The sequence below is a fragment of the Aquabacterium sp. genome (assembly GCF_044226965.1).
Lineage (GTDB): Bacteria > Pseudomonadota > Gammaproteobacteria > Burkholderiales > Burkholderiaceae_C > Pseudaquabacterium.
The window spans coordinates 17,528-41,339 of record NZ_JBGAGA010000053.1; the positions used below are offsets into that span (position 1 = coordinate 17,528).

Consider the following 23,812-nt stretch of genomic DNA (forward strand, 5'->3'; position numbering starts at 1 on the left):
ACTGCGGCAGCGACAAACCGCATTTGTCGATCGGGGTCTGGATCATGTCGACGTCGTCGCTCCATCCGCCATTGCTCAACCCGCAGGCGCTGGAGCTGCCGGCGCTGCGGCTGGCGCAGCGCGTGGCCGAGCTCGGCGGCGTGGCCGCGGCGGCGCGCGAGCAGCACCTGCTGCCGGCCACCGCCACCGCGGCGATCCGCCGGCTGGAGCAGCAGCTGGGCGTCAAGCTGTTCGCGCGCAGCAGCCGGGCGCTGAAGCCCACGCCCGAGGGCGAGGCCTTCCTCGCGCGCAGCCGCGACGCGCTGGGCTTGCTGGACCAGGCGCTGGGCGAGCTGCACGCGCCGCTGACGCAGGTGCGCGGCCTGCTGCGGCTGGGCGTCTCGGTGGACCTGGGCACGCAGCTGATCCGGCCGCTGCTGGACGAGTTCATGCGCCTGCATCCGCAGCTGCAGCTGGAGCTGTCGGTCAGCGACCGCGTCAGCAACCTGGAGCGCGAGCCGATCGACGCGGCCATCCGCTACGGCGAGCCGACGCAGGCCGGCCAGGTCGTGCGCCGGCTGGCCGACAACACCGCGATCCTGGTCGCCGCGCCGGAGTACCTGCAGCGCGCCGGCGTGCCGCGCAGCGCGGCCGAGCTGGCGCAGCACGAGGGCATCGGCCTGCGCATCGCCAGCCGGCTGGGTCGGCACTGGCCCTTGCTGGAACGCGGCCGGCCGGTGCAGGTGCTGCTGCGCATCCGTCGCACCACCGATAACGGCCTATTGGCGCGGCAGTGGGCGGTGGACGGCCATGGCATCGCGCTGAAGTCGCGCATCGACGTCGCCGCCGACCTGCAGGCAGGCCGCCTGGTGCGCGTGCTGCCGGATGTCGAATCGACGCCCTACCCGCTGCTGCTGGCGCTGGCACGCGGCAGCCACCTGGGCGCGCGGGTGCGAGCGCTGGGCGACTTCCTGCAGCAGCGGCTCAAGGCGGCCGGCTACTGACACGCCGCTGTCAGCAGGGGCGGCGCAGCATGCGGCCTCGAAATCGGAGGACACCCATGCAATTCGCCTACACCATCGTCTACGTGCGCGACGTCGACGCGTCGCTGCGCTTCTTCGAAGAGGCCTTCGGCTTCCAGCGGCGCTTCCTGCACCCGAGCGGCGCCTATGGCGAGCTCGACACCGGCGCCACCGCGCTGGCCTTCGCGCAGCATGCCACGGCGCGCGACAGCCTGGGCCGCGACTACGTGGCGGCCGACGCAAGTCCCGCGCCGCTGGGCGTCGAGGTCGGCCTGGTCTGCGACAACGTGGCCGCCGCCTGCGACAAGGCCATCACCGCCGGCGCCACGCTGCTGGCGGAGCCGGTCGCCAAGCCCTGGGGCCAGACCGTGGCCTACGTGCGCGCACCGGATGGCACGCTGGTCGAGCTGTGCACCGCGATGGCCTGAGCCGGGGAGGAAGGACCATGACGACCACCCCCGTGATGAACCTGGCCGATGTGCGCCTGCAGCCGCGCCCGGCGGACCACCAGCCCGCGGGCCAGGCCGCCGAACGCTTCGATGCGCGGCTGGCGCGCCTCGGCCCGCTGCTGGGCCTGAAGCAGCTTGGCTGCAGCGTGGTGGCGGTGCCGCCGCGCATGCGCGCCTTCCCGTTCCACAGCCACCGCATGGACGACGAGCTGTTCATCGTGCTCGAAGGCGAAGGCCAGCTGCGGCTGGGCGAGGCGGTGCATCCGGTGAAGGCCGGCGACGTGATCGGCTGCCCCTCGGGCGGGCCGGACACCGCGCACCAGCTGATCAACACCGGCACCCGCGAGCTGCGCTACCTGGCCATCAGCACCCAGGCGCCGGTGGAGGTGTGCCAGTACCCCGATTCCGGCAAGCTCGGCGTCTATGCCGACCTGCCCACCGGCAGCTTCTACTACATGGGGCGCGAGAATGGCGCGGTGGACTACTGGGACGGTGAATAGCGGATGCGGCGTGCGGATCGACTGTTCCAGCTGGTCCAGCTGATCCGCGGCCGGCGCCTGTCCACCGCCGCCTTCCTGGCCGAGCGGCTGCAGGTCTCGCTGCGCACCGTCTACCGCGATGTCGCCGACCTCGTCGCCCAGGGCGTGCCGATCGAAGGCGAGGCCGGCGTCGGCTACCGCATGCGCGCCGGCTTCGACCTGCCGCCGCTGATGTTCACCACCGACGAAGCCAAGGCCCTGGTCGCCGCGGTGCGGCTGGCGCGGCCGCGGCTCGACACCGCGCTGGCCACGCAGGCCGAGGGCGCGCTGTCGAAGATCCTGTCCGTGCTGCCCGTCGCGGTACGCGCCGCGGCCGAGAGCCTGGCGGTCTACGCGCCCACCGGCGTGCTCGACGAAGCCACGCGCGACCGGCTGGAAGTGCTGCGGCTGGCCACCGAATCGCGCCACAAGCTGCGCCTGCACTACCGCGACCTGAAGGAAGCGGACAGCGAGCGCACCGTGCACCCGCTGGGCTGCTTCTACTGGGGCCAGGTGTGGACCCTGGCCGCCTGGTGCGAAAGCCGCGTGGGCTTCCGCAGCTTCCGCGTCGACCGCATCCAGCAGTTGCAGGTGCTGGACGAGCGCTTCCGCGACGCGCCGGGGCAGACGCTGGCGGACATGTTCCGCGCCTACGAGTCCGACAACGGCTGATCAGCCTGGCATCAACGCTGCTGTGCCGCCATGCTGGCGTGCTTGGGCACCTTGTAGTTCCACCACGGCAGGGCCCGTGTCAGCGACAGCACCTCGCCGGCCTGCGCCGGCTGGTAGCCCGGCAAGGTGGCCAGCGCGTGCACCCAGGCCGGGCTGGCCAGGGCCTGGCGCAGCTTCAGCACCGCGGGCTGCTCCAGCGCATCTTTCAGGCAGACGAGGAAGTAGTCTTCGGTGACCAGCGGGATGAAGTCCAGACCGAACTGCTGCGCGGCCGATTCGATGCCGGGGCCGACGTCGGCCACGCCGCTGGCGATGGCGGCGGCCACCGCGACATGGCTGTCTTCGGGGGGCTCGTGATAACCCCGAATCGACGCGGCCTCGAGGCCCTGCTCCGCCAGCAGGTGGTCCATCAGCAGCCGGGTGCCCGAGCCGGGCTGGCGATTGACGAAGCGCGCCTGGCTGCCGGCCAGGTCGGGCAGGCCGCGCAGGCGGAAGGGGTTCAGCGGGTGCAGCATCAGCCCCTGGGTGCGGCGCTCGCAGCCGATCAGCTTGTGCAGGCCGGGCTTGAGCAGCCGCTTCATCGCCTTGGCGAACACCGGCGCACCGCCGCGGCCACCGCTGCCCGCCAGGCGCGGCACATGGAAGCCGGCCACGCCGCAGCGGCCGGCGGCCAGTGCCTGCAGCGCATCGACGCTGCCGGCAAAGCGCAGCTCGATGTGCAGGCCGTGCTGCTGGCTGGCGATGTCACGCAGCTTGGGCAGCGCGAGGTCGTGGCTGGCGTAGACGGTGAGCACATGCTGGCTGCCGTCCAGGGCCTCGGCCAGCACGCGTTCGAGCTCTGCGCGCAGCGCCTCGATGTGCGGCGTGAGCCGCGTGCGGGCGCGCGTCTCGGCCCACAGCAGGCGCTCGGCGAACGGCGTCAGGCGCGCCGGCTGGCCCTGGGCCCAGGTGACCAGCGGCTCGCCGATCACGCCTTCCCAGCGCTTCAGCGCGCCCCAGATGTGGCGGTACGAGGCGCCCAGCGCCTTCGCCGCATGCTGGATCGAACCATGCTCGTGCACGGCGCTGAGCAGGTCGAACAGCGGGTTGTGCAGCGCCGCGCCGCGCTGGCCTTCCGCCTCGAAGCTGTACTGGAGATGGACGCCTCTTGCCTTCATGAGGCCCGAGTGTGCCTCGCAGCGGCGCCGAGGGGTCAGCCGCCGAACAGGCGCTTGAAGAAAGCGACCAGCCGGGCGAAGAATCCCTGCGGGGCGGCGGGGGCCGGCGCCGGCGCGACCTGGTAGCGCTCCTGCAGCGCGGTGTTGAACTTCTCGAAGAACTCGGTGGCCATCTTCTGTGCGGCCATGTCGACCAGGCGCGAGCCGATCTGCGCGATCTTGCCGCCGACCTGGGCCTTGGCGGTGTAGTGCAGCGTGGTTTCGCGCGCGCTCACCGCTTCGAGCCGGATGTCGGCCGAGCCCTTGCCGTGGCCGGCCGGGCCGCCCTGGCCTTCGAAGCGGATGGTGTACGAGTTCGGCGGCTGCAGGTTTTCCAGCTGCAGCTTGCCCTTGAACTTGGCCTTCACCGGGCCGACGGCGGCCAGCACCAGCACCTCGTACTGGTGCTCGCCGGTGGGCGTGATGCCTTCGCAGCCGGGGATGGCGGCCTGCAGCAGCGTGATGTCGTTCAGCGCCTCCCAGGCCTGGGCCTGGCCGACGGGCAGCGATTGTTGTTGCGTGAGTTCCATGGTGATCGATTCGGAGGGAAAGCGGAGGGAGAGGGATTCAGTGGCGGGCCGTGCGCTCGTGCGCGGTGCCGGGTTGGGACAGCACGGTCACCAGCTCGGCCAGGCTCTGCAGGTTGTGGGCCGGCAGGAAGCGGTCGACGTGCGGCAGCATCGCCTTGATGCCGCCGGCGCGCGGCTCGAAGCGCTCGAAGCGCAGCAGCGGGTTCAGCCAGATCAGCCGGCGGCAGCTCTTGTGCAGGCGCTCCATCTCGAAGCTCAGCTGGCGCGTGTCGCCATGCTCCAGGCCGTCGCTGATCAGCAGCACGGTGGTGTGGCTGGACAGCACGCGGCGCGCCCAGCGCTGGTTGAATTCATGCAGGCTGGTGGTGATGCGGGTGCCGCCGGACCAGTCTTCCACCGCGCGCACCACCTGGGCCACCGCGATGTCGGGGTCGCGGCTCTTCAGCAGCCGCGTGGTGCGCGTCAGCCGCGTGCCGAACACGAAGCTCTCCACCCGTGCCTCGGCATGGCCCAGTGCATGCGCGAAATGCAGCAGCATGCGCGAGTAGCGGCTCATCGAGCCGGAGATGTCGGCCAGCACCACCATCGGCGCGGGCTTGCTGCGGGCGCGGCGCCAGCGCATGTCCCACAGCTCGCCGCCGTGGCGCGCCATTCCCTGCAGCGTGGCGCGCCAGTCGGCGCGGCCCGGGTGCGCGGCGCGCTGGCTGCGGCGCGTGGGCAGCGGCTCGAAGAGCAGCCGCATCTGTGCCAGCAGGCGCTGGGCCTCGCGCCATTCGTCGGCCGTCATCGTGTCGAAGTCGGCCTTGCGCAGCAGCTCGCGGTCGTTCCAGGTCAGCTCGGCGTTGATCTCGACCTGGTCCTGCGGCTCCTCGGCCGGCGGCTGGTTCGGCTGGTGCGGGAACAGCGCGTCGCCCAGGCGGCGGTTCTCCGGCGGCGGCGGCGTGGCGCCGTCCTTCAGCTGCACCTTGGGCAGCAGCAGCGCGCGCATCCGGCCCATCAGGTCGGGGTCGCGCCAGAACAGCACGAAGGCCTGGTCGAACAGCTCGCGGTGCTCGATGCGGTCGAGCAGGCAGGCGCTGAGCACTGCGTGGAAGTCGCGCTTGGTCTCGAAGCCGGCCACCCGCAGCGCCTGCAGCGCGAGCTGCACGCGGTCGGTGCCCACCGGCATGCCGGCCGTGCGCAGCACGCGGGCGAAGTGCATCACGTTCTCGGCCAGGTGGCCGGGGGTGGGCCGGGCCGGGATCATCGTGGGCTGCTCAGACCGGCGTCTGGGCCTCGCGGCGGACCTGCTCCAGCAGGCGCGCGGCTTCCGAGCCCTGCACCTTGGCGATGTCGTCCTGGTACTTCAGCAGCACACCCAGCGTGTGCTGGATCAGCTCGGGGTCGAGCACCAGCGCGTCCAGCTCCATCAGTGCGCGCGCCCAGTCCAGCGTCTCGGCAATGCCGGGCAGCTTGTACAGCTCGATCTCGCGCAGCTTCTGCACGAAGGCGACGATCTGCTGCGCCAGCTGCGCACCGGCGTTCGGCACGCGGCGCCTGAGGATCTCCAGCTCGCGCGCGGCGTTCGGGAAATCGACCCAGTGGTACAGGCAGCGGCGCTTCACCGCGTCGTGGATCTCGCGTGTGCGGTTCGAGGTGAGCACGACGATCGGCGGCGTGGCCGCCTTCACCGTGCCGAGCTCGGGGATCGTGATCTGGAAGTCGCTCAGCACTTCGAGCAGGAAGGCCTCGAAGGGCTCGTCGGCGCGGTCCAGCTCGTCGATCAGCAGCACCGGCGGCACGGCCTGCGCGGGGTCGATGGCCTGCAGCAGCGCGCGCTTGGTCAGGAAGCGCTCGGAGAACAGCTCGGCGCCCAGCTGGTCGCGGCCGACGTCCTCGCGCTCGGCTAGGCGGATTTCCATCATCTGCCGGCCGTAGTTCCACTCGTAGGCGGCGCCGGCCAGGTCCAGGCCTTCGTAGCACTGCAGGCGGATCAGCGGCCGTTCCAGCATCGCGCTCAAGGTGCGCGCGATCTCGGTCTTGCCGGTGCCGGGCTCGCCTTCGAGGAACAGCGGGCGCTGCAGCTTCAGCGCCAGGAACACCACGGTGGCCAGCTGCCGGTCGGCGACGTAATCGTGCGCCAGCAGCCGGGCCAGGGTGTCGTCGATGCTGGTCGGGAGCGCTTGCGTCACGTCGCGGCCACGGCCCTTTGCGCGAGCACCGGGATCAGCGCGGCGCGGTACTCGGCCGAACCGTGCAGATCGCTGTTCAGCCCGTCGGCCGAGACCTTGGCGCCGTTCAGCGCGGCGGCCGACCAGCTGCCGCTCAGCTTGGCTTCCAGGTCCTTGGCGCGGAACACGCAGGCGCCGGCGCCGGTGACGGCCACCCGCACGCCTTGCGTGCCCTTGCTGACGAACACGCCGACGATCGAGAAGCGCGAGGCCGGCTGCTTGAACTTCTGCCAGGCCGCCTTCTCGGGGATCGGGAAGCTCACCGCGGTGATGATCTCGCCCTCGGCCAGCGCGGTCTCGTACAGGCCCTTGAAGAAGTCGTCGGCGGCGATCGAGCGCTTGTTGGTCTTGATCGTGGCACCCAGCCCCAGCACCGCGGCCGGGTAGCAGGCCGCGGGGTCGTTGTTGGCCAGGCTGCCGCCCAGCGTGCCGCGGTTGCGCACCTGGCGGTCGCCGATGTGGCTGGCCAGGTCGGCCAGCGCCGGGATGGCCTTGGCGACCTCGGCACTGGCGGCCACCGCGGCGTGGGTGGTCATCGCGCCGATCGTCACGGCACCGCCACCGACGCTGATGCCCTTGAGCTCGGCGATCGCGCCCAGGTCGACCAGCGCATCGGGCGCGGCCAGGCCGAGCTTCATCGCTGCGAGCAGCGATTGGCCACCGGCCAGGATCTTGGCATTGGCGCCACCGGCCTGCGCGGCCGCGTCGGCCAGCGAGGCGGGATTGGAATAGGCGAAGGCTTGCATGGTGTTCTCTCCTTCGTGTTCGGGGTTCAGCGATTGGCCGACTGAGCGGCCTGCCAGACAGTGTAGGGGGTGGCCGGCATCGGCACGTCCTTCACGCCCAGCGCATGGCAGATGGCGTTGATCACCGCCGGCGGCGAGCCGATGGCGCCGGCCTCGCCGCAGCCCTTCACCCCCAGCGGGTTGTGGGTGCAGGGCGTGCCCTTGGCGGTTTCCACCGTGAAGCTGGGCAGGTCGTCGGCGCGCGGCATCGCGTAGTCCATGTAGCTGCCGGTGAGCAGCTGGCCGGACTCGGTGTCGTACACGCCATGCTCCAGCATCGCCTGGCCAATGCCCTGCGCGATGCCGCCATGCACCTGGCCCTCGACGATCATCGGGTTGATGATGTTGCCGAAGTCGTCGACCGCGGTGAACTTCTCGATCGTCGTCTTGCCGGTGGCCGGGTCGATCTCGACCTCGCAGATGTAGGTGCCGGCCGGGTAGGTGAAGTTGCTCGGGTCGTAGAACGCGTTCTCGTTCAGGCCGGGCTCGAGCTTGTCGTGCGGGAAGTTGTGCGGCACGTAGGCGGTGAGCGCGACGCTGGCGAAGGGCACGGCCTTGTCGGTGCCGGTGACCTTGAACTGGCCGCCTTCGAACACGATGTCCGAATCGGCCGCCTCCAGCAGGTGCGCGGCGATCTTCTTGCCCTTGGCGACGATCTTGTCCAGCGCCTTGACGATGGCCGTGCCGCCCACCGCCAGCGAGCGGCTGCCGTAGGTGCCCATGCCGAACAGGACCTTGCCGGTGTCGCCGTGCTCGATGCTGATGTCCTCCAGCGGCAGGCCCAGCTTGTCGGCCACCACCTGCGCGAAGGTGGTCTCGTGGCCCTGGCCGTGGCTGTGGCTGCCGGTGAAGATGGTGACCTTGCCGGTGGGGTGCACGCGCACTTCACCCGCTTCGAACAGGCCGGCCCGCGCGCCCAGGGCGCCGGCCACCGACGAGGGCGCAATGCCGCAGGCCTCGATGTAGGCCGCATAGCCGAGGCCGCGCTTGAAGCCCTTGGCCTCGCTGGCGGCCTTGCGCGCCGCGAAGCCGCCGACGTCGGCCAGCTCGACCGCGCGGCGCATCGTCGCGTCGTAGTCGCCGGTGTCGTAGGTCAGGCCCACCGGCGTGGCATACGGGAACTCGGTGATGAAGTTGCGGCGGCGGATCTCGGCCGGGTCCATCTTCATCTCGTGCGCGGCGGTCTCGACGATGCGCTCGAGCAGGTAGGTGGCCTCGGGCCGGCCGGCGCCGCGGTAGGCGTCCACCGGCGCGGTGTTGGTGAACACCGCGGTCACCTCGCACCAGATCTTCGGCGTCTTGTACTGGCCGGCCAGCAGCGTGGCGTGCAGGATGGTCGGGATGCAGGACGCGAAGGTCGACAGGTAGGCGCCCATGTTGGCGGTGGTGTCCGCGCGCAGCGCGAGGAAGTGGCCGTCCTTGTCCAGCGCCAGCTTGGCGGTGGTGACGTGGTCGCGGCCATGCGCGTCGGACAGGAAGGCCTCGCCGCGCTCGCAGGTCCACTTGATCGGGCGCTTGATGTGCTTGCTGGCGAACACCAGCGCGGTCTCTTCGCCGTAGAGGTAGATCTTCGAGCCGAAGCCGCCGCCGACGTCGGGCGCCACCACGCGCATCTTGTGCTCGGGAATGCCCAGCACGAAGGCGCACATCAGCAGCCGCTCGACGTGCGGGTTCTGGTTGCTGACGTACAGCGTGTAGCTGTCGGCATTGGCGTCGTAGCTGGCGTTGGCCGCGCGCGGCTCCATCGCGTTCGGGATCAGCCGGTTGTTGCGGAAGCTCAGCGTCGTGACGTGCGCGGCGGTCTTGAACGCGGCGTCGGTGCCGTCCTTCTCGCCGATGCCCCAGTGGTAGCAGACATTGCCGGGCGCTTCGTCATGCACGGCCGAGGCGGCACCGGCGGCCTTCGCGGTGTCGATCACCGGCGGCAGCTCGTCGTAGTCGACCTCGATCAGCGCGGCGGCGGCCTTGGCCTGCTCCAGCGTCTCGGCAACGACCAGCGCGACGCGGTCGCCGACGTAGCGCACCTTGCCGTCGGCCAGCACCGGGTGCTTGGGCTCCTTCATCGGCGTGCCGTCCAGGCTGTTGATCAGCCAGCCGCAGGGCAGGCCGCCGACGGCCTTGAAATGCTCGCCGGTGAAGATGCCCAGCACGCCCTCGGCCTTGGCGGCCTCGGTGGTGTCCAGGCTCTTGATGCGGGCGTGGGCGTAGGGGCTGCGCAGGAAGTAGCCGTAGGTCTGGCCCTGCAGCGAGATGTCATCGGTGTACTGGCCCTTGCCGGTGAGGAAGCGCGCGTCCTCGCGCCGCTCGACGGATTGGCCGACGAAACCTTGGCGTGCGTTCATGGTGGTCGCCTCCTCAGGCCTTCATGGCGGCAGCGCCTTGCTGCACGGCCTTGACGATGTTGTGGTACCCGGTGCAGCGGCAGATGTTGCCTTCCAGGCCTTCACGCACCTCGGCTTCCGAGCCGCAGCGGTGGTGCTGCACCAAGTCGACCGCGCTCATCACCATGCCCGGGGTGCAGAAGCCGCACTGCAGGCCGTGGCAGGCGCGGAAGGCGGCCTGCATCGGGTGCAGCGTGCCGTCGGCCGCGGCCAGGCCTTCGATGGTGGTGAGCTCGCCGCCGTTGGCCTGCACCGCCAGCGTGTTGCAGCTCTTCACCGCGCGGCCGTTCAGGTGCACGGTGCAGGCGCCGCACTGCGAGGTGTCGCAGCCCACGTGCGTGCCGGTCAGCCGCAGGTCCTCGCGGATGAACTCCACCAGCAGCGTCTGCGGCTGCACTTCGCGGGTCACGGACTTGCCGTTGACCTTCAGCGTGATCGTCGTGGCCATTTGTTCGCGTCTCCTTTGAGAGAAAGTGATCGGGCACCAGTCAGCCGCCGGTCCCCCGATGCAAACAATCCTAGGACTGCCGGTCTCGCCACGCACCAATGGGTAAACCCTGAAGCGAAGCGGAACAGCCCAGCGGGTTGCTCCAGCTTGAATCACTTGTCCGACAAGGGCATGACCGGCGGCGCAGAATCAGGGTTTCACCGGGGTCGATGTTCGGGTGGCGCCTCGCCTACCGTCGGTCCCCCCGGTGGCAGGCAGGACCCCGCTATGGACAACGTCGATCTGAACATCTGGCGCCAGGTGGCCGCGTGGACGGCCGCCGGCCACCGCGTGGTGCTGGGCACCATCACCCGCACCTGGGGCTCGGCGCCGCGCCCGCCGGGCTCGGCGGTGGCCATCCGCGATGACGGCCTGGTGGCAGGTTCGGTGTCGGGCGGCTGCATCGAAGACGACCTGATCGACAAGGCGCGCGAGGGCGTGCTGGCCGCGGGCGTGCCCAAGGTCGTGCGCTACGGCATCGATGCCGATGCCGCGCACCGCTTCGGCCTGCCTTGCGGTGGCCTGATCGAGCTGGTGCTCGAACCGGTGGCCCCGCGCACGCGGCTGAACGAACTGCTCGAACGCCTGTCGCGCGGCGAACGCGTGCGGCGCGTGCTGACCATCGCCAGCGGCGAGGTCGAACTGCAGCCGGCCACCGACACCGACGAACTGCAGCTCACCGACACCACGCTCACCACCCACCACGGCCCGCACTGGCGGCTGCTGCTGATCGGCGCCGGGCAGATGACGCAGTACCTGGCGCAGATGGCCGGCGCTTTGGGCTACGAGGTGCTGGTGTGCGACCCGCGCGAGGAATACGCCGAAGGCTTCGTGGTGCCCGGCGCCACGTTGCTGCGCACGATGCCCGACGACACCGTGACCGCGCTGAAGCCCGACGGCCACACCGCCATCATCGCGCTGACGCACGACCCCAAGCTCGACGACCTGGCGCTGATGGAAGCGCTGAAGAGCGATGCGTTCTACATCGGCGCGATCGGTTCGCGCGCGAACCAGGCCAAGCGCAAGCAGCGCCTGATCGAGCACTTCGGCATGACCGAGGAGCAACTGGCGCGGCTGCACGGCCCGGTGGGGCTGAAGAACGGCGCGCGCACGCCGCCGGAAATCGCGGTCAGCATCCTGGCGGAGCTGACCGCGGTGCGTTACGGCTACTGGATTCCCGAGCCGGTGAACGTGAAGCCGCAGCAGGCGGTGGAGGCCGGCTGCGTGAGCTGAAGGCCGCGGCCTGTCAGCGACTGCCGAGAGCCGGCAGCGGCCGCGCCGCGGCCTGCGAGGGCACGAAGATCCACAGCAGCACATAGGCCAGCATGCCGGTGCCCGCGCACAGCACCATCAGCGCGAAGCACAGCCGCCACACCCAGGCCGAGACGCCGGTGAATTCGCCCAGGCCGCCGCACACGCCGCCGAGCCAGCGGTCGGCCACGCTGCGGCGCAGGCTGTTGATCGCCGCCACGCCGCTGCTGGCGGCCGAGCCGCCGTCAAGCACGCGGGCCTTGGCCCGGGCGAATTCGTCGTCGGACAGCACGCCGCGCTGGTGCAGGTCGCCCAGACGGGCCAGTTCGTCGCTCATTGCCATGGTTCATCTCCTGCCAACGGAAGCAATGACACAAGCGTAGTCGGTGCCGGCGCGCCGTGGCTTGCGATGCGACAGGCTGCAGCCCGGGCGGCATGGTGCCGGGCGAACCTGCGATGGAGCGTGCGGTGGCCGGACAATGCGGTGGCGATGTCCGACGACTACCAGATCCCGATTCCGCCTTCGTTCCACGCCCTGCATGCCGACGCGCGCGGCCGCCTGCAGCTGCCGCTGGCGGCATTCCGCGCCCGCTACGAGCTGTGCGAGGACATGGCGCAGATGCTGGTGGAGCGCAGCCAGGCGCTGCACCACGACCTGGGCCTGGCCGAGGACATCGTGCTCTCGCGCACGCAGGCCGGGCTGGGCAGCGCCGAGGCCGGCTTCAGCGCCGCCGAGGCCTGGTGGGTGACGACGCGGCTGGCCGAACTGCTGGGCTGGCCGCCGCCGGCCGTGTTGCCGCCGGCGTGACTCAGGCCGCGGCGCGCCGCAGCTGCCAGCCCTGGGCCGCCGCGATCACCGCGCACATGGTCGCGAACGCCACCCAGGCATAGGGCCACAGCAGCGGCATGCCGACCAGGATCAGCCCGTCGTTGCCGCCGGGGATCAAGAGGCTGCCCCAGCCCATCAGCAGGCCGCCGGCGGCGCAGCGCAGGATCTGCGCGCCGCTGGGCCACTGCGCCGCCAGGCGCCCGGCGCGCCAGCCGCCCAGCATCGCGCCGGCCAGCAGGCACAGCAGCAGCGCGCTGCGCGCGAGCAGGCTGCCGGCCATGCCATGCGCCAGCTCGGCCAGCACGTCGGTGTAGGCCCAGGCGCCCACCAGCAGCAGCATTGCCAGGAAGCTCAGGCCGATCACCAGCGTCGCCACATGCGGCGGCCAGCGGCCTTCGATCAGTTCGTGGACGCGCTTTTCACGCGATAGGCGGTCCAGCAGCGGCTGGCCGATACGCCAGGCGAGATAGGCGACGAAGGCCGCCAGCACCCAGCCCGGCGCCTGCAGCACCGCCGAGCCGGCCGGCAGCGCCTGCGCCGTCGGCGGCGCGAACACGGTCGCGACGCTGACGCAGCCGAGGTAGAAGCCCAGCGGCGTGGCCACGTAGGCCCATTCGCCCGAGCCCAGCCGCGCGATGGCGCCGAACACGCAGGCGCGATTGATGTAGGCGCCGAAGCCCAGCAGCGCGGCGCCGGCCACGGTCCAGGCACTGAGGGAATAACCATTCAGAGGCGCGTCCATCCAGTGCAGATGCCGCGCCAGCAGCAGCCCGCCGCCGACCCACAGCGCAGCCTCCAGCAGCGCGCGCAGCCGCGCGGCGCGGCGCTGCCGCAGCAGCTCGTCCACCGCGGCCACGGTGCAGGTGGCGCCGCGCTGGATCGCGTAGCCCATCGTCAGCGCGCACAGCGCGGCCGCCGCGAACGCGGCGGTCTGGAGCCAGGGATTCATGCCACGTGCTCGACCACGCCTTCGATCGGGTCGGCCGGCGCCTGCCACGGCGCGCGTTCGATCATGCGCAGCGTGTCCGCATGCCCGGCCTCGCGGCGCGCGCGCACGCCGGCGGGCGTGAAGTCGATGTCCTTGGTGTGGTCCTCGCCTTCGAGCCGCGGCGCCACCAGGTGCGCCACATGCATCGTGGTGCCGCAGCCCCAGGCGGCGAGTTCCTTGACCTTCGGGTCGTTCTGCTTCGCGGCCGGCAGCTGCTTCTGTAGCTCGCGGATCACATGGCGCAGGCGGTGGATCTGCTTCTGCCGCGCGATGTGGCTGTCGGCCCGGCTGGCGTACTGGATGTCCTTCTGCCGGCCCATCACCTGCCAGATCGATTCCGGCTCGGGCCCGGTCTGGTGCCAGACGTTGACCGCGAAGATCAGCGAATCGCGCCGCGGCTTGTCGTCCAGCACCGCCTCGATCGGCGTGTTCGAGTAGATGCCGCCGTCCCAATAGGGCTGGCCGTCGATGCGCACCGCGGGAAAGGCCGGCGGCAGCGCGCCCGAGGCCATCACATGGTCGACGCCCAGCGCCTCGTCGCGGCTGTCGAAGTAGCGCATCGCGCCGCTGCAGGCGTTGACCGCGCCGACGGTCAGCCGCGTCGGGCCGCCCTGCAGCGATTCGAAGTCGACCAGCGCGGCCAGCGTGTCGCGCAGCGGCGCGGTGCTGTAGTAGGCCGCCTGCTCGACGCCCACCGCGGCCCGCGCGCCACGCAGCGCCGCATGGTTGGGCGTGAAGAAGGCGGGGATGCCGCGCATCACCGTCGTCATGTTGGCCAGCAGGTTGCCCATGCCCAGCCAGTCCATCGGCCCGGCCAGCGGCATCTGCTGTTCCACATGCTGCCAGAAGGCCTGCAGCCGTTCGAGCCGATGCTCGGGCGCATTGCCCGCGATCAGCGCGCCGTTGATCGCGCCGATCGAGGTGCCGATGACCCAGTCCGGCTCGATGCCGGCCTCGTGCAGCGCCTCGTAGACGCCCAGCTGGTAGGCGCCCAGGGCGCCACCGCCCTGCAGCACCAGCACCACCTGGCCCGGCAGCGTGGCGCTCCTGGAAGAGGGGTGCTGGCGTGCCATCACATCATCTCCATCATCGTCTCGGGCTTCTTGTCGTTGACGATGTCGGCGATCGTCAGTTCGACCGGCTGGCTGCCGGTGTTCTTCCACCAGTGCTTGGTGCCGAGGAACTCCTTCGAGATGTCGCCGGCCTTGTGCAGGATGGGCACCGCGCACTTGCTCGAGTGCTCGTAGATCTCGCCGCTGTTGACCATGATCAGGGCGGGCCGGTCCTCGTGGCTGTGGAAGGGCACGATGCCGCCGGGGGCGATGGTCATGTGGCGCATGCGCAGCCGGCGCTGGCTGAGCTTGACGTTTTCCTTGGCCAGGTCGACCGAGGCCAGCTCGGTGTCGGTGACGCCGGCCGGCGCGGTGGCCGCACCGGCCAGCGCATTGGTCGCGACCTTGTCGGCCGGGCACTCGCCGGCCTGCGCCGCGAGCGTGAAGGTGGCCAGCGCGAGGCTGGCAAGCGAGAGCTTGAACGTGGATTGCATGGTGATCTCCAGAATGGGGATGAGGAGGAAATGGGCCGCATCCTGCGGCCCGGGACGGGAACTCATTGCGCGGTCCAGCCGCCTTCGATGGGGAGCACTGCGCCGGTGATGGATGCCGCATCGTCCGAGCACAGGAAGGCGGTCAGCGCGGCCACCTGCTCGACCGTGACGAAGCGCTTGGTCGGCTGCGCGGCCAGCAGCACATCGCGGATGACTTCCTGCTGCGAGATGCCGCGCGCCTTCGCGGTGTCGGGGATCTGCTGCTCGACCAGCGGCGTCAGCACATAGCCGGGGCAGACGGCGTTGACGGTGATGCCGGCCTCGGCCACCTCCAGCGCCACGGTCTTCGTGAAACCGGCCACGCCATGCTTGGCGGTGACGTAGGCCGACTTGAACTTGCTGGCCACCAGCGCATGGGCCGAGGCCACGTTGACGATGCGGCCGAAGCCCTTGCGCTTCATCGCCGGCAGCGCCAGCCGGGTGGTGTGGAAGGTGGCCGAGAGGTTGATCGCGAGGATCGCGTACCACTTGTCGACCGGGAACTCGTCCACCGGCGCCACGTGTTGGATGCCGGCGTTGTTGACCAGCAGGTCGATGCTGTCGAACTCCGACAGCGCCTTGCCCATCATGTCCTCGATGGCCTCGGGCCGGCCCATGTCGGCGCCGTCGTAGCGCACCTGCACGTCGTGCTGCTCGGCCATTTTCCTGCGCAGCGCCTCGATCTCGCGCTTGTCGCCGAAGCCGTTGAGGATGATGTTGGCGCCCTGCGCGGCCAGCGTGCGGGCGATGCCCAGCCCGATGCCCGAGGTGGAACCGGTGACGAGGGCGGTCTTGCCGATGAACATGGTGCAATGCTCCTAACGTGAAAAGTGGGCGTGTTCGGACGAGGAAGAAGACGCGGCGGCCGGCTCCTGCGCGGCCTGCGCCTCCGCGGTGCGGGTGAAGCGCAGGTGCGTGATGTCCAGCGGGAAGAACAGGCTCCAGGTCCACTCGACCCAGATGCGCAACTTGCGGCCGAAGGTCGGCAGCCGGCTCAGGTAGTAGGCGCGCCACAGCAGCCAGGCCGGCAGGCCGGTGAGCTGCAGGCCGAACAGCAGCGCCACGCCCTTGTGGTGGCCGGTGGTGGCCATCATTCCGCGCGAGCGGTAGGCAAACGGCATCGTCGGCCGGCCCTGCAGCCGCGCCAGCAGGTTCTCGGCCAGCTGCTGCGCCTGCGCCACCGCGAACTGCGCGGTCGGTGGGCTGATGCTGCCGTCCTCGGCATTCGGCACCGCGGCGCAATCGCCCAGCGCCCACAGCCCAGGCACGCCGGGCACCGAGCCGTCGGCGTGGGTGGCGATGCGGCCGCGCTGCAGCGCCACGCCAGCCGTGGCGGCCAGCGCATCGACCAGCGCATGGCGCTGCGTGCCGATGGTGCAGACCACCGTGTGCGAAGCCAGGCGGGCGCTGTTGTCGAGCGTGACCGCGTCGGCCTCGATGCGCGTCGCGCGGGTGCCGAGCTGCACCTCGACGCCGCGGCGGCGCAACGAGTGCGCGGCGGCGTCGCCCAGGCGGGCCGGCAATTCCGGCAGCAGGCGCTCGCCGTCGTGCAGCAAGGTGACGCCGAGCTCGCCGTCGGCGATGCGCGGGTAGTAGCGGCGCGCGCTGCGCAGGAAGTCCGCCAGCGAGCCGGCGACTTCCACGCCCGAGAAGCCGCCGCCGATCACGACGAAGCGACCCAGCGCCAGCCGCTCGGCCGGATCGGCCGTCAGCTCGATGCGCGCCAGCCGCTGCAGCACCCGGTTGCGGATGTGCAGCGCATCGCCCACCAGCTTCAGTGGCAGTGCATGCTCGGCCAGGCCGGGCAGCAGGTCGAGCTTGGCGCGCTGGCCGATCGCCAGCACCAGCTCGTCGTAGGCGAACTCGCGCACGCCGGCCAGCGTGTCGCAGCGCAGGCGGCGCTGGCGGGCATCCACCTGCAGCAGCCGGCCCATGACAAAACGGGTGCGGGAGATCACTGCGCGGATCGGCGCGATCACATGCTCGGGGAACACCGCGGCGCCCACCACCTCGGCCAGCATCGGGTTGAAGGTGGTGTAGCTCTCTTCGCTGACCAGCAGCAGCTGCCAATCCGGCGGCAGGCGCTGTTCCAGCGCGCGGGCCAGCGTGGTGCCGGCGAAGCCGCCGCCGACGATCACGAGGGTCTTGCTGGGATGCATGATGGGGCTGCCTGGGTGCTGACTGCGTTGCGAATGGCAGGCACTTTAGGCAGCAGGTCGCTAGCGCGGAAATGGCATGGATTCATCGCGCCATGCGCGGCGGTTATCGCCGCCGGTGTAAGGATTCGGCGGCCTGGCGCGACAGACCTGCGCCATGGAGCTTTATCAGATCCGCTATTTCCTCGCGGTGGCCGAGACGCTGAACTTCACGCGCGCGTCCGAGCGCTCGTACGTGTCGCAGCCGGCGCTGACCAAGGCCATCCAGCGCCTGGAAGAAACGCTGGGCGGGCGGTTGTTCGACCGCAGCAAGAACGCGGTGCAGCTGACCGATCTGGGCCGCGCGATGCTGCCGAACTTCCGCCAGATCTACGACACCGCGCAGGCCACGCGCGAGCAGGCGCGCCGGCTCACGCGCGTGCGGAAAGAGGTGGTGCGCGTCGGCGTGATGTGCACCATCGACTTCCACCAGGTGCTGCCCGGCTTTGCCGACAGCCAGCAAGGCCGCACCGAGCTGGACCTGAGCTTCCGCGAAGGCAACCTCGAGGCGCTGACCGACGCGCTGGACCGCGGCGAGATCGACCTGGGCGTGATGTGCTCACCGAACGAGATTCCGCGCCGCTTTGCCGCCACGCCGCTGTTCAGCGAAGACTATGTGGTGGCCTTCGGCGACGACCACCGCTTCCACGGCCGCGAGGCGATCGAGATGCAGGAGCTGGACCGCGAGCACTACTGCGAGCGCATCCACTGCGAGTTCTCGCACCACATCGAGCGCCTGCTGGTGGCGCGCGGCGTGCGGCTGCAGGTGGTGCAGCAATCGGCGCGCGAAGACTGGATCCAGGCGCTGGTGCGCGCCAACTTCGGCGTGGCCTTCATGCCGCTGTCGATCGCCCGCGCGGCCGGCCTGTCGCATGTGCTGACGGCCGACTGCCCGATCGTGCGCGAGGTCAAGCTGCTGATGCAGGCCGAGCGCCCGGCCACGCCGGGGCAGCAGGCGGTGATCGAGTCGCTGCGCGGCTTCCGCTGGGAAGCCGCGTCGGCGGCGCCTTGAACCCGGCGCCTGGCACGCCGCGCCTCAGGGCTTGGCGTTCGGGAAGAACAGCTGCTCGCCGCCGATCTTGTACGAGGCAATCGCCGCCTGGCCGGCCGGCGACACCAGCCAGTCGGCAAAGCCCTGCGCCAGCGCCTGCTTGACATGCGGATACTTGGCCGGGTTCACGACGATCACGCCGTAGGGGTTGAACAGCCGCGTGTCGCCTTCGACCAGGATCGTCAGGTCGTTGCGGTTCTTGAAGCTGAGCCAGGTGCCACGGTCGGACAGCAGGTAACTGCCGGTGGACGCGGCGATGTTCAGCGCCGGGCCCATGCCGCAGCCGCATTCCTTGTAGCCGGCGGGCTTGGCCGCGGCCATGTCCAGCCCGGCCAGCTTCCAGTAGCGCAGCTCGGCCGCATGCGTGCCGCTCTTGTCGGCACGCGAGACGAAGCTCGCGCCGGCCGCGGCGATCTTCTGCAGCGCGGCGGCCACGTCGCGGCCCTTGACCTTGGCCGGGTCGGCGGCCGGGCCGATCAGCACGAAATCGTTGTACATCACCGGCAGGCGCTTCAGGCCCCAGCCTTCGGCGACGAACTTCTCCTCGGCCGCCGTGTCGTGCACGAACACCACGTCGGCATCGCCCCGCCGCCCCATGTCCAGCGCCTGGCCGGTGCCCACCGCCACCACGCGCGCCTCGGTGCCGGTGGCGGCCTTGAACAGCGGCAGCAAGTGGCCGAACAGGCCGGACTGCTCGGTGGAGGTGGTGGACGCGACGACGATGAACGGGCTTTGCGCGTGCGCCGGGACGCCGGCGAGGCCGAGCCACAGCGCGGCGCCGAATGCGGCGAGCGCACGGCGCGAAACCCAGGGGCGCGAGAGAGTCTTCATCAGTGCCAAGGCAGTTCTCCTTTGAGGAAGGCGGCCGCGGCACCGGGCAGGGCGTCGCGGTGGAAGAAGTCGTCGACCGGCAGGTCCGCCACCAGCCGGCCGGCTTCGAGGTAGAGCACCCGGGTGGCCAGGCGCTTGACCTGGCCGAGGTTGTGCGAGCTCATCACCAGCGTGACGCCGTCGTGGCCGAAGGCCTCGATCAGCTGCTCGACCTCGCGCTTGGCCGAAGGGTCGAGGCTGGCGGTCGGCTCGTCCAGGAACAGCACGTCGGGTTCCACCGCCCAGGCACGGGCCAGCGCCAGGCGCTGCTGCTGGCCGCCGGAGAGCGCCCGCGCCGGTCGTTGCAGCAGCTCGTCCAGCCCCACGCGTTCCAGCGCCGCGCGCAGCCGCGCCTCGCGCTGCGCGCGCGGCACGCCGGCCAGCCACAGTGCCAGCCGCAGGTTGCGGCGCACCGACAGCTGCAGCAGGAACGGGCGCTGGAACACCATGGCCGACACCGGACGCTGTCTTTGACCGCCAGGATCGACCGGCGCGTGCAGCTCGCGCCGGCCCTCGCTGGGCGGCAGCAGGCCGTTCAGCAGGCGCAGCAGGCTGGTCTTGCCCGAGCCGTTGGCGCCCACCAGCGCCAGCCGTTCCCCGGTGCGCACCTGCAGCGTGATGTCGCGCAATGCCTGCACGCTGCCGAAGCGCAGGCCGGCACCGTGCAGGCTGATCAGCGGGCGCGGCGGCGCGGGCGGCAGGGCCGCCGGCGGCAGCGGCAGGTCGCTTGGCTTCATGCGGCGGCGCCCACCCAGGCCGCGGGCGAGCGGCGGGTTAGCGCGACCAGCCCGTTGATGATCGCCACCACGCCCAGCAGCACCAGGCCCAGGCCCAGCGCCAGCGGCAGGTCGCCCTTGCTGGTTTCGAGCGCGATCGCGGTGGTCATCACCCGCGTCACGCCGTCGATGTTGCCGCCGACGACCATCACCGCGCCCACCTCGGCCACCGCGCGGCCGAAGGCGGTGAGCAGCAGCGTCAGCACGGCCACGCGTTCGTGCAGCAGCAGCAGCAGCGCGGCCAGCAGGCGGCCCGCGCCCATGGCCTGCAGCTCGTCGCCGCCCTCGCGCAGCGCGTCGGCCACCAGCTGGCGCGCCAGCGCGGCGATCAGCGGCACCACCAGGATGGTCTGCGCGATCACCATCGCGCCGGGCGTGAACAGGATGCCCCAGCTGCCCAGCGGCCCGGAGCGCGACAGCAGCAGGTACACCACCAGCCCGACCACCACCGAGGGCAGCGCCAGCAGCGTGTTCAGCGCGCCGACGACCAGGCCGTGGCCGCGAAAGCGCGACACCGCCAGCCAGGCGCCCAGGCCCAGGCCGAGCAGCGCGCCGATGAGGCAGGCGCTGGCGCTGACGCGCAGCGACAGGCCGACGATGCGCCACAGCGTCGCATCGGCGCTGGCAATCAGCTGCAGCGCCAGCGACAGGCTTTGCGAGAAGGCACCCATTCCCAACGGTTCCGGATTTCGGCTGGATTCTTGCGACCGGGGCAGGGCTTGGCGATATGCAGCGTGCTGCATAGCAGGGCTTCTGCCGACAGGCGCGCCTCGGCCGGGCCGGCCCTGGTGCATCATCGCGGGCCCGACTTCCGCAACGCCGAGCCCGCCGATGATCGAACTGCACTACTACCCCGGCAACGCCAGCATGGCGCCGCACATCGTGCTGCACGAGCTGGGCGTTCCTTTCGAGAAGCGCCTGGTCGACCGCACGCGCAACGCGCACAAGAGCGCCGAGTACCTGAAGCTCAACCCCAACGGGCTGATCCCGGTGCTGGTGGATGGCGAGCTGGTGCTGTACGAATGCGCGGCCATCAGCCTGCATCTGGCCGACAAGCATCCTGCGGCCGGCCTGGCCCCTGCGCTGGGCTCGCCCGAGCGCGCGCACTACTACAAGTGGATGGTGTGGCTGACCAACACGCTGCAGGCGATGCTGATCCACTACTTCTACCCTGACCGCCTGGTCGACGAAGGCAACGCCGACGGTGCGGCGCAGGTGCAGGCCCATGCGCAGGCGCAGGTCGGCCGCATGCTGGACCAGCTGGAAGCGCAGTTCGCGCAGCATGGCGGGCCGTGGCTGCTGGGCACGGCCTACAGCGCGGCCGATGCGCATGCCTTCATGCTGTGCCGCTGGACGCGCGGCTTCCAGGGCGCCGCCTCTGCGCCGGCGCGCGAGCGGCCGCTGCTGGGCGCCTACCTGCAGCGCATGCTGGCGCGGCCGGCGGTGCAGCGGGTGATCGCCGACGAAGGGCTCTCGGCTCCGCTGGTCTGAGGCGTCAGAGCGTTCGGGTGGCGCGCAGCCGTTCGAGCCGCAGCGCAATCAGCTGCTGCAGTTCGCTGATGCGCTGCTGCAGCGCCTGGCGCTCGTCGGCCGGTCCGCTGTGCGCGGCCAGCTCGGCGCGCAAGGCCCCGAGCTTCTGCATCAGCTCGACCTCCGGCGGCACGATGCCGGCGTCCTTCAGGATCTTGAACGGCAGGCGCAGCTCGTCCGGCGTCTCGGCATAGCCGTCGTTCATCTCGATCGGCTTGCCGAAGCTCGGCGCCGCGCGCAGTTCGCCGTTGCGCTCGCTCTCGCGCAGCATGTTGGCAATGTGCTCGTCCAGGGTGCTCATGGGCGAACGATATCGGCCTCGTCCGGGGCCGGCAAGCGCTGCGGTGACCGATCGGCTAGGACTCCGGCGCCGTGGCGTGGTGCCAGCCTGAGCGCTGCGCCCAATCCCGGGCGGACTGCCAGACGAGGTCGTACACCGGGTCCTTGACGGCGTAGTACGCGTCCACGTCGTTCGCATGCAGGCGGGCCAGCTCGCGCTTGATGACCTCGATCGTCATGCGCGAGCCGGGATGGTGTCGCAGGTAGTCGCGGAACAGCAGCGCGTAGCGCTGATTCGCGTGGCCGACCGGCCTGACATGGACATGGCATGGGCGCCGCGGCGGCAGGCCGCGAAAGAGGAGCTTCTGCCATTGCTCGGGCGGATCGGTGGCGCCGGGCGGCAGGTGGTCGACAGGATGCCGGGGCACGTACTCGAAGCCGCTGTCGACCAGCAGCGTGACGAGTTCCGGGTCCAGCGCCTGCACGCCAACCTGGATGTCGATGATGTCCTTCGCCGCCAGGCCGGGAACGGCCGTCGAACCGATATGCGCAATGTGCAGGGCACGCGGGCCCAGGGCTTGGGCGAGTTGGGTCCTGAGCGCCGCGAACTCGGCCGGCCAGCGCTCGTCGTAGGGATGGATGACGATCATCGGCGCCTCACCGGCCTCACGTCAGCTTGTAGGTCTGCAGGTGGATGCTCGTCTCCGTCGCGCTGATGCCCTTGATCAGCCGCAGCCGTTCCAGCACCGCGGCCAGCTCGTTCAGGCTGGACGAGCGCAGCTCGGCCAGCAGGTCCCAGCGGCCGTTGGTGTCGTGGATGGCGGCGACACCGGGCTCGCCGAGCAGGCGGCTGATCACCTCGCGCGCCTGGTTGCCGTCCACCGTGATGCTGGTCCACGCGGTGATCTGCTCGGTCTGCACGTCGGGTCGCAGCCGCACCGTGTAGCCGACGATCACGCCCTCGTCTTCCAGCCGCTTGATGCGGTTGGTGACCGTGCCGCGCGAGACCTTCAGCCGTTGCGCCAGCGTGGCGACGCTGGCGCGTGCATCGGCGCGCAGCAGCGCGATCAGTTGCTGGTCCAGGCTGTCCATGACGGATTCCACGCTCCGAGCAAAATGTCAGCAGGTGCTGCCGAAATGCCAAGAGCCTGACGATTTCGAAGCAATCTTGCCGCTATTCATTGCCACGCGGCCCCCGAACAATCCCGGCATCCCGCAACGAACCCTCGCCAGGGGAGCCGCCATGACCACCTTGCTGACCACCCAGGACGTCGCCCGCATCGTCGCGATCCATGGCCTGCCGACGCTGCTGAAGCGCCTGGTCCACTACCTCGAAGCCGACTTCCGCCGCTGGCCGGAGTTCGACAAGACCGCCCGCGTGGCCAGCCATTCGCGCGATGGCGTGATCGAGCTGATGCCGATTGCCGATGCCGCGCTGTACAGCTTCAAGTACGTCAACGGCCACCCGAAGAACACCCGCGCCGGGCTGCCCACCGTGATGGCCTTCGGCGTGCTGGCCGACGTGGCCACCGGACGGCCCGAACTGCTGAGCGAACTGACGCTCACCACCGCGATGCGCACCGCCGCCACCTCGGTGATGGCCGCGCGGCTGCTGGCACGGCCCGGCAGCCGCACGATGGCACTGATCGGCAACGGTGCGCAAAGCGAATTCCAGGCGCTGGCCTTCCACCACCTGCTGGGCATCACCGAACTGCGGCTGTACGACATCGACCCGCGCGCCACCGCCAAGCTGCAGCGCAACTTGGGGGCCGTGCCGGGCCTGAAGCTGGTGGCCTGCGCCTCCACTGCCGACGCGGTGGCCGGGGCCGACATCGTCACCACCGTCACCGCCGACAAGGCCAACGCGACCATCCTCACGCCCGCGATGCTGCGCCCCGGCCTGCACATCAACGGCGTCGGCGGCGACTGCCCGGGCAAGACCGAGCTGCACCCGGACGTGCTGCACGCGGCCAAGGTCTTCGTCGAGTACGAGCCGCAGAGCCGGGTCGAAGGCGACCTGCAGCAGATGCCGGCGGACTTCCCGGTGCATGCGCTGTGGCAGGTGATGACGGGCGAAGTGAGCGGCCGAGACCACGACGCGCAGATCACCGTGTTCGACTCGGTCGGTTTCGCGCTGGAAGACTATTCGGCGCTGCGCCTGCTGCGCGACTGCGCCCGCGAGCTGGGGCTGGGCGAGCCGGTGGACATCACGCCGTCGATGGCGGATCC

The 23,812-nt window shown here is 70.6% G+C and carries 28 protein-coding genes; 9 read left to right on the forward strand and 19 right to left on the reverse strand.

The features are described 5' to 3' along the window. The first annotated feature begins 44 nt into the window (after window positions 1-44). The 4 genes from ACILR4_RS20485 to ACILR4_RS20500 are packed head-to-tail and all read left to right on the forward strand — an operon-like array spanning window position 45 to window position 2,640. The gene (locus ACILR4_RS20485; protein ID WP_395702728.1) at window positions 45-983 is read left to right on the forward strand and encodes a LysR substrate-binding domain-containing protein; all 939 of its coding nucleotides are present in this window, start codon (window positions 45-47) and stop codon (window positions 981-983) included. Between the two features lie 56 nt (window positions 984-1,039). Further along, a complete protein-coding gene (locus ACILR4_RS20490; protein WP_395702729.1) occupies window positions 1,040-1,429 on the forward strand; it encodes a VOC family protein in 390 nt (129 codons plus the stop codon). A gap of 17 nt (window positions 1,430-1,446) precedes the next feature. Then, the gene (locus tag ACILR4_RS20495; RefSeq protein ID WP_395702730.1) at window positions 1,447-1,950 is read left to right on the forward strand and encodes a cupin domain-containing protein; all 504 of its coding nucleotides are present in this window, start codon (window positions 1,447-1,449) and stop codon (window positions 1,948-1,950) included. A 3-nt stretch (window positions 1,951-1,953) separates the two neighbouring features. Further along, window positions 1,954-2,640, forward strand: a complete 687-nt coding sequence (locus tag ACILR4_RS20500) for a helix-turn-helix transcriptional regulator (protein ID WP_395702731.1) — start codon at window positions 1,954-1,956, stop codon at window positions 2,638-2,640. Between the two features lie 11 nt (window positions 2,641-2,651). Here ACILR4_RS20500 and ACILR4_RS20505 read toward each other — a convergent pair whose 3' ends face one another. The 7 genes from ACILR4_RS20505 to ACILR4_RS20535 are packed head-to-tail and all read right to left on the reverse strand — an operon-like array spanning window position 2,652 to window position 10,190. Beyond that, complete coding sequence (locus ACILR4_RS20505; RefSeq protein WP_395702732.1) at window positions 2,652-3,797, reverse strand: substrate-binding domain-containing protein; 1,146 nt, start codon at window positions 3,795-3,797, stop codon at window positions 2,652-2,654. Window positions 3,798-3,832: 35 nt separating this feature from the next. Continuing rightward, window positions 3,833-4,366, reverse strand: a complete 534-nt coding sequence (locus ACILR4_RS20510) for a CoxG family protein (protein ID WP_395702733.1) — start codon at window positions 4,364-4,366, stop codon at window positions 3,833-3,835. A 37-nt stretch (window positions 4,367-4,403) separates the two neighbouring features. Continuing rightward, window positions 4,404-5,612 carry a VWA domain-containing protein gene (locus ACILR4_RS20515; RefSeq protein WP_395702734.1) on the reverse strand — a complete coding sequence of 403 codons (1,209 nt, stop codon included), beginning with the start codon at window positions 5,610-5,612 and terminating at the stop codon, window positions 4,404-4,406. A 10-nt stretch (window positions 5,613-5,622) separates the two neighbouring features. After that, window positions 5,623-6,537, reverse strand: coding sequence for an AAA family ATPase (locus tag ACILR4_RS20520; RefSeq protein WP_395702735.1), 915 nt, complete (start codon window positions 6,535-6,537; stop codon window positions 5,623-5,625). Next, a complete protein-coding gene (locus ACILR4_RS20525) occupies window positions 6,534-7,322 on the reverse strand; it encodes an FAD binding domain-containing protein (RefSeq protein ID WP_395702736.1) in 789 nt (262 codons plus the stop codon). Before ACILR4_RS20525 ends, ACILR4_RS20520 begins: the two co-directional genes overlap by 4 nt. Before the next feature lie 26 nt (window positions 7,323-7,348). Then, window positions 7,349-9,703, reverse strand: a complete 2,355-nt coding sequence (locus tag ACILR4_RS20530) for a xanthine dehydrogenase family protein molybdopterin-binding subunit (RefSeq protein WP_395702737.1) — start codon at window positions 9,701-9,703, stop codon at window positions 7,349-7,351. Between the two features lie 13 nt (window positions 9,704-9,716). Next, entirely contained in the window at window positions 9,717-10,190 is a 474-nt protein-coding gene (locus ACILR4_RS20535; RefSeq protein ID WP_395702738.1) for a (2Fe-2S)-binding protein, read from the reverse strand. A gap of 267 nt (window positions 10,191-10,457) precedes the next feature. On the opposite strand from ACILR4_RS20535, the gene ACILR4_RS20540 reads away from it, so the two are divergent. After that, window positions 10,458-11,462 (forward strand): XdhC family protein, encoded by a 1,005-nt coding sequence (locus ACILR4_RS20540; protein WP_395702739.1) that lies wholly within the window; start codon window positions 10,458-10,460, stop codon window positions 11,460-11,462. 13 nt (window positions 11,463-11,475) lie between these two features. Here the strand turns inward: ACILR4_RS20540 and ACILR4_RS20545 are convergent, their stop codons facing one another. After that, entirely contained in the window at window positions 11,476-11,823 is a 348-nt protein-coding gene (locus ACILR4_RS20545) for a PspC domain-containing protein (protein WP_395702740.1), read from the reverse strand. 147 nt (window positions 11,824-11,970) lie between these two features. Between ACILR4_RS20545 and ACILR4_RS20550 the strand changes: the two genes are divergently transcribed. Further along, window positions 11,971-12,288, forward strand: coding sequence for a hypothetical protein (locus ACILR4_RS20550; RefSeq protein WP_395702741.1), 318 nt, complete (start codon window positions 11,971-11,973; stop codon window positions 12,286-12,288). Between the two features lies 1 nt (window position 12,289). On the opposite strand, the gene ACILR4_RS20555 is transcribed toward ACILR4_RS20550, so the two are convergent. From ACILR4_RS20555 to ACILR4_RS20575, 5 genes are all read right to left on the reverse strand, one after another. Continuing rightward, the gene (locus ACILR4_RS20555) at window positions 12,290-13,258 is read right to left on the reverse strand and encodes a YeeE/YedE thiosulfate transporter family protein (protein ID WP_395702742.1); all 969 of its coding nucleotides are present in this window, start codon (window positions 13,256-13,258) and stop codon (window positions 12,290-12,292) included. Beyond that, on the reverse strand, window positions 13,255-14,370 hold the full coding sequence (locus tag ACILR4_RS20560; protein ID WP_395702743.1) for a patatin-like phospholipase family protein: 1,116 nt from the start codon (window positions 14,368-14,370) through the stop codon (window positions 13,255-13,257). Before ACILR4_RS20560 ends, ACILR4_RS20555 begins: the two co-directional genes overlap by 4 nt. After that, window positions 14,370-14,843 carry a cupin domain-containing protein gene (locus ACILR4_RS20565; protein ID WP_395702744.1) on the reverse strand — a complete coding sequence of 158 codons (474 nt, stop codon included), beginning with the start codon at window positions 14,841-14,843 and terminating at the stop codon, window positions 14,370-14,372. The genes ACILR4_RS20560 and ACILR4_RS20565 overlap by 1 nt, the downstream gene beginning before the upstream one ends. Window positions 14,844-14,905: 62 nt before the next feature. Continuing rightward, a complete protein-coding gene (locus ACILR4_RS20570; RefSeq protein ID WP_395702745.1) occupies window positions 14,906-15,688 on the reverse strand; it encodes a 3-hydroxybutyrate dehydrogenase in 783 nt (260 codons plus the stop codon). A 12-nt stretch (window positions 15,689-15,700) separates the two neighbouring features. Beyond that, window positions 15,701-17,041, reverse strand: coding sequence for an NAD(P)/FAD-dependent oxidoreductase (locus tag ACILR4_RS20575; RefSeq protein WP_395702746.1), 1,341 nt, complete (start codon window positions 17,039-17,041; stop codon window positions 15,701-15,703). Window positions 17,042-17,195: 154 nt separating this feature from the next. Between ACILR4_RS20575 and ACILR4_RS20580 the strand changes: the two genes are divergently transcribed. Further along, entirely contained in the window at window positions 17,196-18,089 is an 894-nt protein-coding gene (locus ACILR4_RS20580; RefSeq protein WP_395702747.1) for a LysR family transcriptional regulator, read from the forward strand. Window positions 18,090-18,113: 24 nt separating this feature from the next. Here the strand turns inward: ACILR4_RS20580 and ACILR4_RS20585 are convergent, their stop codons facing one another. The 3 genes from ACILR4_RS20585 to ACILR4_RS20595 are packed head-to-tail and all read right to left on the reverse strand — an operon-like array spanning window position 18,114 to window position 20,445. Then, on the reverse strand, window positions 18,114-18,959 hold the full coding sequence (locus ACILR4_RS20585) for a substrate-binding domain-containing protein (RefSeq protein WP_395702748.1): 846 nt from the start codon (window positions 18,957-18,959) through the stop codon (window positions 18,114-18,116). Further along, complete coding sequence (locus tag ACILR4_RS20590) at window positions 18,959-19,735, reverse strand: ATP-binding cassette domain-containing protein (RefSeq protein WP_395702749.1); 777 nt, start codon at window positions 19,733-19,735, stop codon at window positions 18,959-18,961. The genes ACILR4_RS20585 and ACILR4_RS20590 overlap by 1 nt, the downstream gene beginning before the upstream one ends. Further along, the gene (locus ACILR4_RS20595; protein WP_395702750.1) at window positions 19,732-20,445 is read right to left on the reverse strand and encodes an ABC transporter permease; all 714 of its coding nucleotides are present in this window, start codon (window positions 20,443-20,445) and stop codon (window positions 19,732-19,734) included. Before ACILR4_RS20595 ends, ACILR4_RS20590 begins: the two co-directional genes overlap by 4 nt. 160 nt (window positions 20,446-20,605) lie before the next feature. On the opposite strand from ACILR4_RS20595, the gene ACILR4_RS20600 reads away from it, so the two are divergent. After that, window positions 20,606-21,265: a glutathione S-transferase family protein gene (locus ACILR4_RS20600; protein WP_395702751.1), complete on the forward strand. Its 660-nt coding sequence runs from the start codon at window positions 20,606-20,608 to the stop codon at window positions 21,263-21,265. Between the two features lie 4 nt (window positions 21,266-21,269). Here the strand turns inward: ACILR4_RS20600 and ACILR4_RS20605 are convergent, their stop codons facing one another. The 3 genes from ACILR4_RS20605 to ACILR4_RS20615 are packed head-to-tail and all read right to left on the reverse strand — an operon-like array spanning window position 21,270 to window position 22,675. Beyond that, entirely contained in the window at window positions 21,270-21,605 is a 336-nt protein-coding gene (locus tag ACILR4_RS20605) for a DUF1992 domain-containing protein (RefSeq protein ID WP_395702752.1), read from the reverse strand. A 55-nt stretch (window positions 21,606-21,660) separates the two neighbouring features. Further along, entirely contained in the window at window positions 21,661-22,233 is a 573-nt protein-coding gene (locus ACILR4_RS20610; RefSeq protein WP_395702753.1) for a GrpB family protein, read from the reverse strand. Window positions 22,234-22,249: 16 nt separating this feature from the next. Then, entirely contained in the window at window positions 22,250-22,675 is a 426-nt protein-coding gene (locus tag ACILR4_RS20615; RefSeq protein WP_395702754.1) for an Lrp/AsnC family transcriptional regulator, read from the reverse strand. Window positions 22,676-22,826: 151 nt separating this feature from the next. Here ACILR4_RS20615 and ACILR4_RS20620 point away from each other — a divergent pair. Then, the coding region (locus ACILR4_RS20620; RefSeq protein WP_395702755.1) for an ornithine cyclodeaminase at window positions 22,827-23,812 on the forward strand (986 nt) is incomplete at its 3' end.

Excerpts from the sequence above, each read along its gene's own strand:
- ACILR4_RS20485 (WP_395702728.1), top strand. The coding sequence starts at position 45 with ATGTCGACGTCGTCGCTCCATCCGCCATTGCTCAACCCGCAGGCGCTG.
- ACILR4_RS20490 (WP_395702729.1), top strand. The coding sequence starts at position 1,040 with ATGCAATTCGCCTACACCATCGTCTACGTGCGCGACGTCGACGCGTCG.
- ACILR4_RS20495 (WP_395702730.1), top strand. The coding sequence starts at position 1,447 with ATGACGACCACCCCCGTGATGAACCTGGCCGATGTGCGCCTGCAGCCG.
- ACILR4_RS20500 (WP_395702731.1), top strand. The coding sequence starts at position 1,954 with ATGCGGCGTGCGGATCGACTGTTCCAGCTGGTCCAGCTGATCCGCGGC.
- ACILR4_RS20505 (WP_395702732.1), bottom strand. The coding sequence starts at position 3,797 with ATGAAGGCAAGAGGCGTCCATCTCCAGTACAGCTTCGAGGCGGAAGGC.
- ACILR4_RS20510 (WP_395702733.1), bottom strand. The coding sequence starts at position 4,366 with ATGGAACTCACGCAACAACAATCGCTGCCCGTCGGCCAGGCCCAGGCC.
- ACILR4_RS20515 (WP_395702734.1), bottom strand. The coding sequence starts at position 5,612 with ATGATCCCGGCCCGGCCCACCCCCGGCCACCTGGCCGAGAACGTGATG.
- ACILR4_RS20525 (WP_395702736.1), bottom strand. The coding sequence starts at position 7,322 with ATGCAAGCCTTCGCCTATTCCAATCCCGCCTCGCTGGCCGACGCGGCC.
- ACILR4_RS20530 (WP_395702737.1), bottom strand. The coding sequence starts at position 9,703 with ATGAACGCACGCCAAGGTTTCGTCGGCCAATCCGTCGAGCGGCGCGAG.
- ACILR4_RS20535 (WP_395702738.1), bottom strand. The coding sequence starts at position 10,190 with ATGGCCACGACGATCACGCTGAAGGTCAACGGCAAGTCCGTGACCCGC.
- ACILR4_RS20540 (WP_395702739.1), top strand. The coding sequence starts at position 10,458 with ATGGACAACGTCGATCTGAACATCTGGCGCCAGGTGGCCGCGTGGACG.
- ACILR4_RS20545 (WP_395702740.1), bottom strand. The coding sequence starts at position 11,823 with ATGGCAATGAGCGACGAACTGGCCCGTCTGGGCGACCTGCACCAGCGC.
- ACILR4_RS20550 (WP_395702741.1), top strand. The coding sequence starts at position 11,971 with ATGTCCGACGACTACCAGATCCCGATTCCGCCTTCGTTCCACGCCCTG.
- ACILR4_RS20555 (WP_395702742.1), bottom strand. The coding sequence starts at position 13,258 with ATGAATCCCTGGCTCCAGACCGCCGCGTTCGCGGCGGCCGCGCTGTGC.
- ACILR4_RS20560 (WP_395702743.1), bottom strand. The coding sequence starts at position 14,370 with ATGGCACGCCAGCACCCCTCTTCCAGGAGCGCCACGCTGCCGGGCCAG.
- ACILR4_RS20565 (WP_395702744.1), bottom strand. The coding sequence starts at position 14,843 with ATGCAATCCACGTTCAAGCTCTCGCTTGCCAGCCTCGCGCTGGCCACC.
- ACILR4_RS20570 (WP_395702745.1), bottom strand. The coding sequence starts at position 15,688 with ATGTTCATCGGCAAGACCGCCCTCGTCACCGGTTCCACCTCGGGCATC.
- ACILR4_RS20575 (WP_395702746.1), bottom strand. The coding sequence starts at position 17,041 with ATGCATCCCAGCAAGACCCTCGTGATCGTCGGCGGCGGCTTCGCCGGC.
- ACILR4_RS20580 (WP_395702747.1), top strand. The coding sequence starts at position 17,196 with ATGGAGCTTTATCAGATCCGCTATTTCCTCGCGGTGGCCGAGACGCTG.
- ACILR4_RS20585 (WP_395702748.1), bottom strand. The coding sequence starts at position 18,959 with ATGAAGACTCTCTCGCGCCCCTGGGTTTCGCGCCGTGCGCTCGCCGCA.
- ACILR4_RS20590 (WP_395702749.1), bottom strand. The coding sequence starts at position 19,735 with ATGAAGCCAAGCGACCTGCCGCTGCCGCCGGCGGCCCTGCCGCCCGCG.
- ACILR4_RS20595 (WP_395702750.1), bottom strand. The coding sequence starts at position 20,445 with ATGGGTGCCTTCTCGCAAAGCCTGTCGCTGGCGCTGCAGCTGATTGCC.
- ACILR4_RS20600 (WP_395702751.1), top strand. The coding sequence starts at position 20,606 with ATGATCGAACTGCACTACTACCCCGGCAACGCCAGCATGGCGCCGCAC.
- ACILR4_RS20605 (WP_395702752.1), bottom strand. The coding sequence starts at position 21,605 with ATGAGCACCCTGGACGAGCACATTGCCAACATGCTGCGCGAGAGCGAG.
- ACILR4_RS20610 (WP_395702753.1), bottom strand. The coding sequence starts at position 22,233 with ATGATCGTCATCCATCCCTACGACGAGCGCTGGCCGGCCGAGTTCGCG.
- ACILR4_RS20615 (WP_395702754.1), bottom strand. The coding sequence starts at position 22,675 with ATGGACAGCCTGGACCAGCAACTGATCGCGCTGCTGCGCGCCGATGCA.